Raw genomic sequence first — 14,572 nt, 5'->3', positions numbered from 1 at the left:
CGGGATGCGCCGCGCCGAACGCTGCGTCACATTTCCCCTCGCCAGAAAGCCCCAAATGCTTTATGAGATAGTTTAACGCTAAACTATCTGTCCGAAAGGGGGAGATCGCCACGATGGCTGCGCGAAAAACCACAAAGAAACCAAATGTTTCTGCGGAAGAACTCCAGACATACTACCGCGAGATGCTGCTGATCCGCCGATTCGAAGAAAAGGCCGGTCAGCTTTATGGTATGGGCCTGATCGGCGGGTTCTGCCACCTTTATATCGGACAAGAGGCCGTTGTTGTCGGGCTCGAGGCCGCTGCAGAGGAAGGCGACAAGCGCATCACCTCGTATCGCGACCACGGTCACATGCTGGCCTGCGGCATGGATCCGGGCGGCGTGATGGCCGAACTGACCGGGCGCATCGGTGGCCTGTCCAAAGGCAAGGGCGGCTCGATGCACATGTTCTCGAAAGAAAAGCACTTCTACGGCGGGCATGGTATCGTCGGCGCGCAGGTTCCGCTGGGCGCGGGGCTGGCATTTGCCGACAAGTACAAGGAAAACGGCCGCGTCACATTCACCTATTTCGGGGACGGTGCCGCGAACCAGGGTCAGGTGTATGAGACCTTCAACATGGCGGCCATCTGGGGCTTGCCGGTGATTTTCGTGATCGAGAACAACCAGTACGCCATGGGCACCGCTCAGTCCCGCTCGACCTCGACCAAGGACATCTTCCATCGCGGCGAGGCATTCGGCATTCCGGGCGAGATCGTCAATGGCATGGATGTGCTGGCGGTCAAGGAAGCAGGCGAAAAGGCTGTCGCGCACTGCCGCGCGGGCAAAGGCCCCTATATCCTGGAAATCAAGACCTACCGCTATCGCGGCCACTCGATGTCCGACCCGGCCAAGTACCGGACCCGCGAAGAGGTTCAGAAGGTCCGCGAACAAAGCGACCCGATCGAACATGTGCGCGAGTTGCTGCTGACCGGCAAGCACGCGACCGAGGATGACCTGAAAGCGATCGACAAGGAAATCAAGGAGATCGTCAATCAGGCCGCCGAATTCTCGAAAGAAAGCCCCGAGCCTTTGGTCGAAGAGCTCTGGACTGACATTTACGCCTGAGAGGACGAATAAGACATGGCAACCGAAATTCTCATGCCCGCCCTTTCCCCCACGATGGAAGAGGGCACGCTGGCCAAATGGCTGGTCAAGGAAGGCGACACCGTATCTTCGGGCGACATCATGGCCGAGATCGAGACCGACAAGGCAACGATGGAGTTCGAAGCCGTCGATGAAGGCATCGTTGGCAAGATCCTGATCGCGGAAGGCACCGAAGGGGTCAAGGTGAACACCCCTATCGCAGTGCTGGTCGAAGAAGGCGAAGACGCCTCTGCCCTGCCCGCGGCAACCCCCGCAGCCGCAGCAACGCCCGAGGCCGCCCCCACAGCAGCCCCGGCCCCGGCTCCTGCCGCAGCGGCCCCCGCTGCTCCAGCGGTGGACCTGTCACCCGACTGGCCCGCGGATGCTGAAATGAAATCCGAAACCGTGCGTGAGGCCTTGCGCGATGCAATGGCCGAGGAAATGCGCGGCGATGAAAACGTCTACCTGATGGGCGAGGAAGTCGCTGAATATCAGGGGGCCTACAAAATCTCGCAAGGTTTGCTGGATGAATTTGGCTCCAAACGCGTGATCGACACCCCGATCACCGAACACGGGTTTGCCGGTATCGCGGTGGGTTCGGCCTTTGGCGGTCTGAAACCGATTGTCGAATTCATGACCTTCAACTTCGCCATGCAGGCGATTGACCAGATCATCAACTCTGCGGCCAAAACGCTCTATATGTCCGGTGGTCAGATGGGTTGCCCCATCGTGTTCCGGGGGCCCAACGGGGCCGCGGCCCGCGTGGCCGCACAGCACAGCCAGGACTATGCCGCGTGGTACATGCAGATCCCCGGTCTGAAGGTCGTCATGCCCTATTCAGCCGCTGATGCCAAAGGTCTGCTGAAATCGGCCATCCGCGATCCCAACCCGGTTGTGTTCCTGGAAAACGAAATCCTCTACGGCCGCTCTTTCGAAGTGCCGCAGGTGGATGACCTGACCATTCCGCTGGGCAAGGCCCGCATCTGGCGCGAGGGCTCGGACGTGACCATCGTCAGCTTTGGCATCGGCATGCAATACGCGCTGGAAGCTGCCGACAAGCTGGCCGAAGACGGCATCAGCGCCGAAGTGATCGACCTGCGCACCATCCGCCCGATGGACACTGGCGCCATCATCAACTCGGTGATGAAGACCAACCGTCTGGTGACAGTGGAAGAAGGCTGGCCGCAGGGGTCCGTCGGCAGCTACATCAGTTCGGTCGTGATGCAGGAGGCGTTTGATTACCTCGACGCACCGGTCATCAACTGCACCGGCAAGGACGTTCCGATGCCCTATGCCGCCAATCTCGAAAAGCTGGCCCTGACCACCACCGATGAGGTGATCGCCGCCGTCAAACAAGTGACCTACCGGTAAGGAGCGACAGACAGATGCCTACAGAAATTCTGATGCCCGCCCTGTCCCCGACGATGGAGGAAGGCACGCTCGCCAAATGGCTGGTCAAGGAAGGCGACACCGTCTCCTCCGGTGACCTGCTGGCCGAGATCGAAACCGACAAGGCCACGATGGAGTTCGAGGCCGTTGACGAAGGCACCATCGGCAAGATCCTGATCCCCGAGGGGACCGAAGGGGTCAAGGTCAACACCGCCATCGCGGTTCTGCTGGAAGATGGCGAAAGCGCCGATGACATTGGCACGGCCCCGGCTGCAGCCACGGCGGCTGCCCCCGCAGCCGTCGCGGGCAACGAGGCTGCCGCGCCAGCGGCACCCGAGGCGCCCGCCCCTGCCCCGGCCGCTCCGGCCAAGGCTGATGGTGGTCGGATTTTTGCCTCGCCTCTGGCCCGCCGGATTGCTGCGCAAAAAGGTCTCGACCTGACGCAGATTGCCGGTTCCGGCCCGCATGGTCGCATCGTCAAGGTTGATGTTGAAGGCGCAACTGCCACCGCTCCGGCAGCAGCTCCTGCCACTGCTCCCGCCGCCGCCGCGCCCGCAGCTGCCCCAGCAGCTCCGTCTGGTCCATCGGCGGATATGGTCGCGCGGATGTACGAAGGCCGCCCGCACGAGGAAATCAAGCTCGACGGTATGCGCAAAACCATCGCCGCACGTCTGGGCGAGGCCAAACAGACCATTCCGCATTTCTACCTGCGCCGCGATATCAAGCTGGATGCGCTGTTGAAATTCCGTGGTCAGCTGAACAAGCAACTCGAAGGCCGTGGCGTCAAGCTCAGCGTCAATGACTTCATCATCAAAGCCGTTGCCAATGCGCTGCAACAGGTTCCGGCCTGTAATGCCGTCTGGGCAGGTGACCGGGTGCTGCAACTGAAACCGTCAGATGTGGCTGTTGCGGTCGCAATCGAAGGCGGGTTGTTCACGCCGGTCCTGCAAGACGCTGACATGAAATCCCTGTCAGCCCTTTCGACCGAGATGAAAGACCTTGCCGCCCGCGCACGCGAGCGCAAGCTGGCTCCGCATGAATATCAGGGCGGCACCTTTGCCATCTCGAACCTGGGCATGTTCGGCATCGACAATTTCGATGCCATCGTGAACCCGCCCCATGCCGGTATTCTGGCCGTCGGCACCGGCGTCAAGAAACCGGTTGTCGGGGATGATGGCGAGCTGACCGTGGCAACCGTGATGTCTGTCACCATGTCCGTTGATCACCGCGTCATCGACGGCGCGCTGGGGGCCGAACTGCTCAAGGCCATTGTCGACAATCTGGAAAACCCGATGGTCATGCTGGCGTAAGCCATACCGACCTAAAAAAAAGGCCGCCTCGAATATCGAGGCGGCCTTTTTTGTTAGTTTAAATCGACCTACTGATCTTTGCCCAGCATGTGGTCCATCGAGATTGACGGCTGATCGCATCCGGCCTCGCCCACGATCTTGGCCGGGATACCGGCAACGGTCTTGCACGGCGGAACGTCCTGCAACACCACCGAACCGGCAGCGATACGGCTGCAATGGCCGACTTTGATGTTACCCAGAACCTTGGCCCCGGCCCCGATCAGAACACCGTCTCCGATTTTGGGATGGCGGTCTTCCTCTTCCTTGCCGGTTCCGCCCAGCGTCACCGAATGCAACATCGACACGTTGTCTCCGACCACGGCGGTCTCACCGATGACGATGGAATGGGCGTGGTCGATCATGATCCCCTTGCCGATCCTTGCGGCCGGGTGAATGTCGATGCCGAAAATCTCCGACGATCGCATCTGGAAGAAATAGGCCAGATCAAAGCGCCCCTTGCGCCACAGCCAATGCGCGACGCGATAGGCCTGCATGGCCTGATAGCCCTTGAAATACAGGATTGGCTGCAGCAACCGATGGCAGGCCGGATCACGCTCGTAAACCGCCATCAGGTCGGCGCGGGCGGCTTCCAGCAAACCGGGATCGTTTGCATAGGCCTCATCCACGATCTCGCGCAGAACCATCATCGACATTTCGTTCGAACACAGCTTGGCCGCGATCCGATAGGACAGCGCTCGCTCAAGGCTGCGGTGATGCAGGATACAGGCGTGCACAAGCCCGCCCATAAGCGGTTCTGTCTCGACGGCTGCTTGGGCCTCGGATGTGATACGGTTCCAGACCGGATCGACCGGTGTCACGGGGCTGCGTTTTTCAAACATAGCTTTTGATCCTTTGCTGCGCCTAGAATGCCATTTAGTGGCAAAAAGGCCAAACGCAAACCCGTGATCCGCGATACAACGAAAATGAATGAGTCCGAGCGCACATATTTTGAAACACGAATTCACGAGCGTCTGGCCGAACTGGATCAATTGTCCGCATCAGGCCAGCAGGCTCAGGCCGTTGTTGAGCTGGATCAGCAGGCGGTTGGTCGGCTCAGCCGCATGGATGCGTTGCAAAACCAGGCGATGGCAAAGGCGCAACAGGTGAATCGCAATGTCGAAACCCGCCGCCTTCAAGCCGCGTTAAAGCGGCTGGACGAGGGGGAATACGGATATTGCGAAGATTGCGGCGACCGTATTCCCGATGGGCGATTGTCTCTGAATCTGGCCGCCAGCAAATGCGTCAGCTGCGCGACCGGGTGATCAGAAACTCGGCAAGATGGTGCAAAACCATCGAAAAACACTGACAATATTGCAAATCGTCAAACCCCGGCTCATCGGCCAGCACCCTGTTGCGCGCAACCGCCATCAGCGATCCGTTGCCGTAAACCGGATGCAGCTGACCCGTGCGCGCCCGGTGTATGTCGGCCAGTTCCGCTTCATGGATCATCCGGACGCATAAGCGGGTCCGCTCTGGCGGCGGCGCCGCCAACAAGGCGCGCGCCGCGGCACTTAGATCACCGTGCAATAGCGGTCGCATCGTGCCGCTTACCCGACAACCAGACGCGCCATCGCACCGGGGCCGTAAATGGCCGACACCTGCGCAATCCCGACCTCATATGACCCGGTCAGACCATCTGCCGCCTTCAATGCCGCCGAATAGGACCACCCTGGCAGGGATGTCATCTCTTCACGGACAAGGGTTCCCCCAGCAAAGACACGCACAAGATAGGATTCGCTTTCCTCGCCCAGTGGAACCTCCAGCCCTGACCAGTCATCCCCATCCAACCGGGTGCGCCGCACCCAGGTCAGGTGATCGCCGGTTGCGTCGGATCGCACCCGGAGGTGAACCGGGGAAAACGGGCGCAAACCATTGCAGTCGAATGAGGCGATCAGATGCTGGTAAGCCGGATCATCGTAACCACGGGTCGCCGGGCCGATGCGATAGTGTTTGGCCAAACCCCGCTCGTTGCGCAACAGGTTGATCTGCTGCACCTGATCGTTCAGCAACACGAATATGGACCCGTCTGGCCAGACATCCGGTATCAGGGCATCCGACCCCAACTGGCCTCTCAACCGCCCGCACAACGCGTAAACGCCGGGGGACTCAAGCGTGGCATCCGAGAACTGGAACACCTCCCAGTTGCCGGGTGTTCCGTCGCCGATGGCCGCCAGATTGACACCGTTCAGAACCGCGCCACGCGGACGCGATTCCAACTGACCGGCCAACAGCCGCACCTTCACGGCCGCGCCTTCGTCCCAGACGCCGATACTGGCGCGCCTCAGCGGTGTTTCGGTCACGCCCACAATGGCCTGACCGGGGATCACATCACTCAGGCTGTACCCCTCATCGGTTGAGGAGGAATAAACCGTCGCGGCCCCCGGCCATGGATCAGCGGTCACCGCAAGATAAGGTGCATGCGGGACCTCTGCCCCGGTGATCAGCGGCAGGTCCAGAAACACCGGCAACACGGGAACGGGCGCGGCATAGGGTCTGACAACCGCCGGGTCGTCGCGCAATTGCGATGCCTTATACACGCCCTGTTCAACCCGAACCGCCTCGACCAGTTGCAGATCGGCCGATTCCAGTCGGTCAATCCGGTAAAGCGGGCTGTTTTCGGTTTCTGACAACCGCACCAGATCACCTGCGCCCAGATGCAGCAGCGATGGCGGCAAGGCAAACCGCACCGTATCGCGGGAAACACGGGCCTCGCTCAACCAGCGCTCGGCCGTTTGCCGGCCTTCGGTGCGTGTCATGGACAACGGCATCTCGTTGACCGAGACCGAATGCGTGCTGTCCTCGGGCAGAACCGCCTCTTCCGCAACCAGATCGTGATCCGCATCCGACTGGACAAAACGCAGGCGCACGCGGCCCGTCATCTCGGCCTCGGCTTCACGCCGGTGTTCAACCGTGCCATCCAGATCACCGCTGATCGCCAGATGATCAGGATTCAGGGCAATCGCGCCATAGCCATCGCGCATCTGAAAGCGCAAGATGCCGTTCCGTTCGATCGCGTCGAACCCATAGCGCAGCATCAGCGGTTGCAAAGCCGACCGCGCATTTGTCACATCTTCGATGACATATCCCCGAACCACACCGTAAAGCCCGGAAACATCGATATCCGTCACCCCTGCCGCGTAGCATATCTCAGTCACGACCGAGGCCAGCGTCCGCGAGCCGGACCGGCCGTTCAGCCAATGCCCCCGGTCATAGTTCGCCCCATCATCCCACTGGCTTCGCAGATTGGGAAAGGTCGGAAACGGGCGGGTATCCCACGCCCAGACATAGGTATTCGCCAGATCCAGCATTGGCCCGCCATAGACTTGCGACACCGGGTTGATGTTCGGATCGCTCCAATACCCAAGGGTCGCCGCAAGGTACTGGACCTGAATGAAATCGTCGCGCAGCCCGTTTGAATATGCGGGCAGCAGCGATTCAGACGATTTCGGGTCCAGAAACTTGTTCGGCTGGTTCGTGCCCTTGTCGATTGCCGCACATCCCAACTCGGTAAACCAGATCGGCTTTGATCCGGGCACCCAGTCGGTCGGATTGGGCTGACGAACACCGCCGATCCGCTCGTGATGCAGATTTGACCACCAGCCGCGCAGGTCCTTGTAGCGCCAGACCCATGGCTCATCATGCTCCTGATCTTCGATGGGCGTTCTGATCTGTGCCTCGGCCTCTTCCGGCGCGGCATAATACCAGTCATACCCCTCGCCCCCTTCGATATTGCCGCGCAGATACCCAAGGTCATAGACTGACGGCGCACCCGCCTCGGCGTCCACGTGATTTTCGCCATCACGCCAGTCAGACAACGGCATGTAATTGTCGATGCCAATGAAATCGATATTGTCATCCGCCCATAACGGGTCGAGGTGAAAATACCTGTCTCCGCTTCCATCCGGCTGGTATCCGAAATACTCGCTCCAATCCGCCGCATAGCCGATCTTGGTCTCTGGCCCCAGAATCTGGCGCACCTCTGCCGCCAGCGCACGCAGTTGCGCAACGGCGGGAAAGCCCGAGGCTCCGCGGATCTGGGTCAGGCCACGCATCTCGGACGAGATACAGAAGGACGACACCCCACCAGCCGCCTTGCACAACATGGCATAGTGCAGAATGAACCGGCGCAGGCCCCATTCCTGCGGGCCAGAGTATTTGACGATATTCGTGGCCGGAACGGGACCATTGCCAAGCAAGCCGCCAAACGTGCCACCACCGTTTACCCATTGCAGATCGCCAGGCCCGCGGTCATCCGGCCGCCCGCCAAGCACCGGGCCCGAGCCTCTGACGCCGCCGTTGCCACCGCCCGTTTCCACCGGGGCGTCAAAGCCTTCGTTGATCGTAAAATCCGCAGCACTCGCGGTTCCAAAGAACGCAGCCACCTGCGCGTCCGCCGCCGCGGTCTGATCAGCAGACCCTGCGCGCCCCGGCGCCACATCCAGCGTGATCCGTCCCCGCCAAGGCAGGTGGGGCTGACTTGTGGCCTCCGACCAGGGATCAGGCAGCCCGTTTCCCTGCAATTGCTCCATCAGGATGAACGGATAGAACATGACCCGCTTTCCCGACTGGTTGAGGTGTCGGATCGCCTCGACCACCGCCGGGTCTGCGGGTGTCCCGCCATAGACCGGGCGACCGTCCTGCCGCGCGACCTGGCCCGCCGTGCTGCGGACCTGATCCGACACGATCCACGGCATGTTGCGGCTGTCCGTGTCGCTCTGTTCGACCTTGGGCCGGATCCTGCATGCGCCGCATCTCAGATCGTCACCGAACCACGAAACCACCAACGAGGCCGCATCGCAATTTGGCAGCTCGGTCTCCAGCGCACGGGTCGAGGTCACAAGATCCGATACACCCGACGCGGAATGCACATTGGCCGCCCAGCTTGTCCCGGATTGGGTATAATTCACCTGCGAACGGGCCAGCGCATACTCGCCCGTACCCGGAATCATCGCCACGCCCCGCACGATCTGCGGCAGGGCGCTTGGGTAATCCGGCATGTCGCGCTGCGCGGGGCGCACCACCTCGAACGAGAACTGCGGCACCCGGTTGCCAAAACTCGCAAGCTGGAAATCCTCGATCACGACATAGGCTGTACCGCGATAGGCCGGCACCGTACCCGTCCCTTCGATTGCTTCGATCAGGGGATCGGGCAACTGATCCTGCGTGCCGTGATAGATGCGCATGTTCAGCCCGGATCGGTCCTGTTCTTCCCCGTCTGCCCAGATGCGCCCGACATCGGCGATTTCACCCGCGCCAACGGCAATGGCCAGCGAAATCGAATAGCTGTAGCTGACGGTGGTCACTTCGGGGGCCTTGGGTTTGCCTTTGCCCCCGCCTCCGCCGCCCTGCGTTTCCCGGGTCTCGGTCTCCAGAAAGTCCGAGGCCCAGATGACCTGACCGCCCACGCGCATACGCCCAAAGACCGTTGTCACCGGCGCGCCCTCGCCGGTTTCCGTCAGCCTGAACCGGTCCATGCGGCCTGTTTCGACAACTTCGCTGCCACTGCCCATGACCGACTGGCTGAAGAACCTCTGGTCGATGACCCGCCCGACCGTTGCGCCAATGGCCCGGCCGATGATCGCGGTGGACAGGCCCGCGACTGTTCCGCCGATTGACCCGCCCAGCGCCGCCCCGGCTGCGGAAAGAAGAATAGTAGCCATCAGAGCACCTCCAACGGGAATTCGAAACAGGAAACGACCCTGCGGCGCCAAGGGCCGCTCAGCGCGTTCTCGACGACGCCATGGCCGGAATAGGCGTGAATGAACCTTGGTTCCGGGCCTGCGACGCTGACGATGCCAAGATGTTTGGCCACGCTGCCATCGCGCATCCGGAACAGCAGAACATCTGCGACCGCAAAATCGGTGGGCGGCTTTTCGACCAGATGCCGCCGCGCCGCCGCCCACATGCGTTCCTCGCCCTGCGGCTCGGACCAGTCCAGACTGTAGACCGGAACCGCCTCGGGCTCCTGCCCGATCACGGCGCGCCAGACGCCGCGCAGCAGGCCCAGACAATCCGTGCCCGCCCCCTTGGTCGAGGCCTGATGCACATAAGGCGTCCCCAACCAGCTGCGCGCTTCCGCGACAATATCCTGCCTGTGTATCGTCACCTCAGGCTCCCTCCGCTGTTGGCTTTGCTCTGTTTGGGAACGGCCATCACCCAATCTTCGCCCGGAAGATCTGGAAAGCCCTGAAAGTTCAGCAGGTTGTTGAACTTCAGGCGGCAGGTCTCCATGCGTTTGTCGCACCCCGCCCGCAGCCTGACCATGTCACGCGGCACCAGGCTTTCCCCGAAACCGGACCAGAGCGTGATCTGCCGCCCGTCCGCCACCTGCCGGTCATGCTTGATTGATGACCAAAGCCCCTTCGCCGCTCCCGACACTACGTCGACCCTGCCGCGCTCGAACCACCCGTCATCGATGGTTCCCCCGCCTGCCACAAGCAGAACGGTTCCGCCATCGAAACCGGTGACGGCGCCCTCAATCCAATAGCCGGGCGTATCCATGCCGAACCGACAGGTCCGGTCCCCCAATACGGCAGTACAAGGCTTCTGATACACGCGCCCCAATGGGCGGTTCAGCAAATCGGTCAGGCCACGCAGCTCCGCGTGGAATGCGCCGCCTGCGCACCGCAATTCCCCGATCGAGCCCCGGAACTGAAGGATACGCTGATCCGGGTCGGCCCAGTTGACCAGCCACGCGCGCACTTCGGCCCCGTCGAACCGCCCCGCCTCTATATCCTCTTCGCGAATGGCCGCATCCGACAGCGCGCCCATGGCTTCGGTGTTGTCAATGGACAGGCCGGTGGCCTGCTCGATGGCCGCCGCCGTCAATCCGGTGCTGGCCCTGAATGTCAATCCGTCAAAGCCAAGCTCCAGATCGTGATCGGTGAACCCGTATTCCTGACCATCCCGGCGTCTGATCGCCCAACACCGGCACACGGTGGTCATTCCGCTTTGCAGATGCGCGTGCAGGCCCTGTTCATCCACAGCCATCAGACACGCACCTCGACCACGGGAACGTTCGGCGCCTCTCCGGCCTGAAAACTGGCGACGCTGGTGTGGATCTTGTCGGTGTCAAACCGCACCGGCACATCGAATTCGAACCCGGCGGTGATATCCACCTCTTCCGGTGGCGGGTCGGCAAAGGTGATCCGGCCTGTTGCCAGATCAACCTCGAATTCCACGCCCTCCCGGATCTCATCCTGATCCAGCCCCAGACGCACCGTCCCAAGCACCGGCTTGACGATAGGGCGGGCATAGCTGACCCCGCCCGAGCTATAGGTCTTGATCAGCTGAAACTCGGTCCGCACACCGTCGCCGCGAGCGATAACCTGATCTCCGACATCGACATCCAACGTGGCCTTGCCGGATTTGAAATCCGACCAGTCCTTCCAGCGAAACCCGTACATCTGGCCCTGCCGCGCCTCGAAGAACGAGATCAGCGTCTCGATATCGTCCAGCGAGCGCATCCCCAGCCCCGCGTCATACCTGCGCCGGGAATGGGCCCAGGGCGTGTTGCGCTCTTCGAACCCGTTGGCCAGCGTCACAATATCCGTGCGCCGCTCGGGCCCCCCGACCGAGCCAAAGCTCAGGCTGGCGGGAAATCTCACCTCGTGGAAAGTCATCACCTGCTCCCTGATTTACCTGTTGCGATTGCCGCGCCCCAACGCACGGCTCATCTGTGCTGCAATCTGCCCCTGCGAGCGGCGGAACCCCTGCACATCCGGGGTCGTGATGTTCATCACCACATTCACCGAACGCCCGCCGCCCTGCGTGCGCACGCCCAGCTTGCCGTCCGCGCCGCGCGCCAGCGGCATGATCGCCTCAGGGCCGGCCTCGCCCATCAGCCCGGTGCCGCCGCGCATTGGAAACATCGTCGGGCTGCTGACCACGCCGCCATTGGCAAACGGCATCACCCGGCCCTGGCTGAAACTGCCGCCATCGGCAAAGGGCAGAAGACCCTGCACCAACCCGCCGACCGAGTTTGCCAGCAATCCGCCAAAATGATCCGTCACCGGCTTGATCGCGGCTGCATAAGCCGTTTGGATCAAAGAGTTCTTCAGCACATCCAGCGCGCCCGACAGGCTCATCCCGTCCAGAACCACGCCATCGAACGCCTTGCGCAAACCGCTGGACATGCCCCGCTCCAACGTGGCGACATCCTTGCCGGTTTCCTCGAATGCGGCGCTGATCCGCTTCATCTGGCTGTCAAACGCCGCGGCCATCGTCGCAGCATCACCCAGGGCATCGCCCAGCGCTGCCCCCCGCTCCTGCAAGTCGTCAAACCCGTCACGATCCGTCATCACGCTCTCCTTGTTGCTTGTCCGGGAAGGCGGCCAGCAGCGCGTCAAGCCCTGCCCGGTTCATCGCGGACATCCCGGCGCCCTGCCCCAGCATCAGCCGCAGTTCTGCCGGGGTCAGACGCCAGAACTGATCCGGTGTCAGCCGCAGCCCCAGAAACCCGGCCCGCATCAGGGCGGGCCAGTCAAACCCGCTCATGTCGTTTCCGGCACCATGAAGGCGCGGGCCAGCAGTTCGGCCGCCGCTTTGGCCGCAGCCATCGGGCCGCCCTCGATTTCGGCATGAAGCAGGTCGGCGCGGCTGGTATCCCGGCCCCCGCCCCGCAACCCGGCAACGATCAGCGCCAGCACGTCACTGCTGGAATACGCGCCACCCTCGAACCGCTGCACCAGCTCGACCAGGGATCCGGTGTTCAGCTCCTGCTCCAGTTCCGCCAAAGCGCCCAGCGTCAGCTTGAGCACCCGCCGCTCTCCATCGATGGTCAGTGCCACCTCGCCCGTCCACGGATTGGCCATGCGATTACAGCGCCGTAAAGCTCAGCGCACCGGCGCTTGCCATGCTCATCTCATAGGTCGCCTCACCGTTGTGCGAGCCTGCATATTCGAGGCCCGTCACCTGAAACGCCCCCTCGACAATGCCGAAATCGGGGATGATCACCTGAAACGCCGGGGTCTCGCCGTCAAAGAACAGCTGCCGCGCGCGTTCGTCCGTACCAGCATCCTTGAACACGCCCGAGCCCGAGATCGAGGCCGATTTAACCCCCGCCCCCGACAACAGCTCGCGCCAGCCCCCCTGGCTTTCCAGGCTGGTGACATCCACGCTTTCGGCGTTGAAACTGATCCGCGTGGCCCGCAGGCCCGCAATGGTCTGGAACAGGCCCGTGCCGTTCATATCCACTTTGACCAAAAGGTCTTTTCCGTTCTGGGCAGCCATGTGCTCTCTCCGTTGATTGCTTAGTCGTCTTCCACGCGGGCGCGGAATCTCAGGTCGATCTGGCGGATGCTGCCGCCTGTCCCGGTTCGCCGGGCCGAGGCGCGCTCGAACCACAGCCCGACCAGATGCCCGCGGCTCAGAACCAGCGGCGCATTGTCCAGCGCGTCACACACCGCCCCGGCCAACGCCTTTGCCGCGCCAAACCCGGCGGCTTCGGACACCACCGAAACCGTAAAGCGATGGATCGCACCCGCGCCCGACCGGTCCGAGGCGTCGCGGACCTCTTCCGGGCCCAATGTCACATAGGTCTGCGGAACCGTTCCCGTGGGCACCGCGTCATAGATCGCGCCGCCGGACTGGCCGCTGACATCCGCATCCGCGGTCAGGTGCTGAAACACCGCCGCCTGCAGGGCGGCTGATACGCCATAGCTCATGCCGCCACCTCTTCATCCGCGAAACAGGTCAGGTACTGACCGCGCGCGTCGCGCTCAGCCACGGCGCGGATGACGAAACGGCGATTGCCTTCGCGAAACCGCTGATCCGGCGCCGGGCGCATGGTCGACCCTTCGGGGGCGCCCCGCACCACGATGCGATACCCCACGCGCGAGACGGAAACGCCAGCGATCTGCCGTTCCGCACCACTGCGCGCCGTGACCTCGGCCCACAGCGTTCCCAGCGCGGCCCAAGCCTCGGTATATCCCCCGGACCCGTCAGCGCTGCGCATCGGGGCCTCAAGCACCAGCTTGCGGTTCAGACGCGGGGTGTTCATTGCACCACCCCCGCACCAAAGCGCACCATCCGATAGCGCTGGATCAGGCTGGTGACGCCAAACGGCATACACCCCGCACCCAGCGCGGTCTCGTCCCGGTATTCGTAATAATGCGCCGCCAGCAGCAGAACCGCCTGGCCCAGATCGGCAGGCAAACCGGCCCAGTCCGTGGCCATCCCGGCCGTGAAGGCGATCTTCACCGCGCCCCCCGTGGCAATCGCAGGCAGGGCCGACCCGACCGGACGCAACCGCGGGCGCTGGCCATCGCGTTCCAGCCGATACACCGCCGCATCCGCAACGGTTTCAGAACCTGCCGCATCGGTCAGCGTCACGGCCAGCACCGATGTCACCGGAGCAACCGGCAAAACCTCGCCCGACGGATCGCGCCAACCGCTCAGGCTCCATGAAAAGTCGCGCTCGATCAGAACCTTGCCAGTGCGCGCCTCGATCGCGGCCATGGCCGCCCGCAGGAACCCCTTCAGCACCTCGTTCTGAACGTCATCCTCGGCAAAGCCCCTGCCCAGCCGCAGATGCGCCTTGAACTGATCCACCGGCAGCGCCGCATCCGCGATGGCGGTTTCTTCGATCAACATCATCCATTCACTCCGCAATCTCGGACCCCACCGGGGGCCTCAGTCAGGAAAATGACGGGCACGCGCCGCCCCACGTTGCTCGGACGGAGGGGAGCAGCTAGACAACGCGGGGGATCTCAC

At 62.5% G+C, this 14,572-nt stretch carries 16 protein-coding genes and 2 pseudogenes; 4 read left to right on the top strand and 14 right to left on the bottom strand.

Annotation, left to right across the window (positions count from 1 at the left end; genetic code table 11):
* Window positions 1–113: 113 nt before the first annotated feature.
* The 3 genes from pdhA to ACR0CE_RS01355 are packed head-to-tail and all read left to right on the top strand — an operon-like array spanning window position 114 to window position 3,820.
* Window positions 114–1,103: a pyruvate dehydrogenase (acetyl-transferring) E1 component subunit alpha gene (gene pdhA / locus ACR0CE_RS01365; RefSeq protein ID WP_480830583.1), complete on the top strand. Its 990-nt coding sequence runs from the start codon at window positions 114–116 to the stop codon at window positions 1,101–1,103.
* A gap of 15 nt (window positions 1,104–1,118) precedes the next feature.
* Window positions 1,119–2,492: a pyruvate dehydrogenase complex E1 component subunit beta gene (locus ACR0CE_RS01360; RefSeq protein WP_480830581.1), complete on the top strand. Its 1,374-nt coding sequence runs from the start codon at window positions 1,119–1,121 to the stop codon at window positions 2,490–2,492.
* A 14-nt stretch (window positions 2,493–2,506) separates the two neighbouring features.
* Window positions 2,507–3,820 (top strand): pyruvate dehydrogenase complex dihydrolipoamide acetyltransferase, encoded by a 1,314-nt coding sequence (locus ACR0CE_RS01355; RefSeq protein ID WP_480830579.1) that lies wholly within the window; start codon window positions 2,507–2,509, stop codon window positions 3,818–3,820.
* Between the two features lie 68 nt (window positions 3,821–3,888).
* Here ACR0CE_RS01355 and cysE read toward each other — a convergent pair whose 3' ends face one another.
* Entirely contained in the window at window positions 3,889–4,698 is an 810-nt protein-coding gene (gene cysE / locus ACR0CE_RS01350) for a serine O-acetyltransferase (RefSeq protein ID WP_480473363.1), read from the bottom strand.
* A gap of 27 nt (window positions 4,699–4,725) precedes the next feature.
* Here cysE and ACR0CE_RS01345 point away from each other — a divergent pair, with 27 nt between their 5' ends.
* The gene (locus ACR0CE_RS01345; protein ID WP_480545417.1) at window positions 4,726–5,121 is read left to right on the top strand and encodes a TraR/DksA family transcriptional regulator; all 396 of its coding nucleotides are present in this window, start codon (window positions 4,726–4,728) and stop codon (window positions 5,119–5,121) included.
* Here ACR0CE_RS01345 and ACR0CE_RS01340 read toward each other — a convergent pair.
* From ACR0CE_RS01340 to ACR0CE_RS01280, 13 genes and pseudogenes are all read right to left on the bottom strand, one after another.
* Complete coding sequence (locus tag ACR0CE_RS01340; RefSeq protein WP_480545415.1) at window positions 5,102–5,398, bottom strand: DUF7742 family protein; 297 nt, start codon at window positions 5,396–5,398, stop codon at window positions 5,102–5,104. The two genes, ACR0CE_RS01345 and ACR0CE_RS01340, sit on opposite strands and share 20 nt — an antisense overlap.
* Before the next feature lie 8 nt (window positions 5,399–5,406).
* Window positions 5,407–8,022, bottom strand: a pseudogene (locus ACR0CE_RS01335) (baseplate multidomain protein megatron); the annotation flags it as partial.
* A gap of 165 nt (window positions 8,023–8,187) precedes the next feature.
* Window positions 8,188–9,519: pseudogene (locus ACR0CE_RS01330) on the bottom strand (baseplate multidomain protein megatron); the annotation flags it as partial.
* Window positions 9,519–9,965 (bottom strand): C40 family peptidase, encoded by a 447-nt coding sequence (locus tag ACR0CE_RS01325; protein WP_480504748.1) that lies wholly within the window; start codon window positions 9,963–9,965, stop codon window positions 9,519–9,521. The gene ACR0CE_RS01325 and the pseudogene ACR0CE_RS01330, both read right to left, overlap by 1 nt.
* The gene (locus ACR0CE_RS01320; protein ID WP_480830576.1) at window positions 9,962–10,849 is read right to left on the bottom strand and encodes a DUF2163 domain-containing protein; all 888 of its coding nucleotides are present in this window, start codon (window positions 10,847–10,849) and stop codon (window positions 9,962–9,964) included. The genes ACR0CE_RS01325 and ACR0CE_RS01320 overlap by 4 nt, the downstream gene beginning before the upstream one ends.
* A complete protein-coding gene (locus ACR0CE_RS01315; protein WP_267364987.1) occupies window positions 10,849–11,481 on the bottom strand; it encodes a DUF2460 domain-containing protein in 633 nt (210 codons plus the stop codon). Before ACR0CE_RS01315 ends, ACR0CE_RS01320 begins: the two co-directional genes overlap by 1 nt.
* A gap of 15 nt (window positions 11,482–11,496) precedes the next feature.
* Window positions 11,497–12,159 carry a phage tail tape measure protein gene (locus ACR0CE_RS01310; RefSeq protein ID WP_480480413.1) on the bottom strand — a complete coding sequence of 221 codons (663 nt, stop codon included), beginning with the start codon at window positions 12,157–12,159 and terminating at the stop codon, window positions 11,497–11,499.
* A complete protein-coding gene (locus tag ACR0CE_RS01305; RefSeq protein ID WP_267364990.1) occupies window positions 12,146–12,355 on the bottom strand; it encodes a rcc01693 family protein in 210 nt (69 codons plus the stop codon). Before ACR0CE_RS01305 ends, ACR0CE_RS01310 begins: the two co-directional genes overlap by 14 nt.
* On the bottom strand, window positions 12,352–12,672 hold the full coding sequence (locus ACR0CE_RS01300; protein ID WP_267364992.1) for a gene transfer agent family protein: 321 nt from the start codon (window positions 12,670–12,672) through the stop codon (window positions 12,352–12,354). The genes ACR0CE_RS01305 and ACR0CE_RS01300 overlap by 4 nt, the downstream gene beginning before the upstream one ends.
* Window positions 12,673–12,676: 4 nt before the next feature.
* Window positions 12,677–13,090 (bottom strand): phage major tail protein, TP901-1 family, encoded by a 414-nt coding sequence (locus tag ACR0CE_RS01295; RefSeq protein WP_480504742.1) that lies wholly within the window; start codon window positions 13,088–13,090, stop codon window positions 12,677–12,679.
* 20 nt (window positions 13,091–13,110) lie between these two features.
* Complete coding sequence (locus tag ACR0CE_RS01290; RefSeq protein WP_480553778.1) at window positions 13,111–13,524, bottom strand: DUF3168 domain-containing protein; 414 nt, start codon at window positions 13,522–13,524, stop codon at window positions 13,111–13,113.
* The gene (locus ACR0CE_RS01285) at window positions 13,521–13,859 is read right to left on the bottom strand and encodes a phage head closure protein (protein ID WP_480485293.1); all 339 of its coding nucleotides are present in this window, start codon (window positions 13,857–13,859) and stop codon (window positions 13,521–13,523) included. The genes ACR0CE_RS01290 and ACR0CE_RS01285 overlap by 4 nt, the downstream gene beginning before the upstream one ends.
* A complete protein-coding gene (locus ACR0CE_RS01280; RefSeq protein WP_480830573.1) occupies window positions 13,856–14,455 on the bottom strand; it encodes a head-tail connector protein in 600 nt (199 codons plus the stop codon). The genes ACR0CE_RS01285 and ACR0CE_RS01280 overlap by 4 nt, the downstream gene beginning before the upstream one ends.
* Window positions 14,456–14,572 lie beyond the last annotated feature (117 nt).

It is taken from the genome of Ruegeria sp. L11, assembly GCF_056531755.1.
The sequence above is the reverse complement of the archived record's forward strand: the minus strand, read 5'-3'. Positions and strand labels throughout refer to the sequence as shown.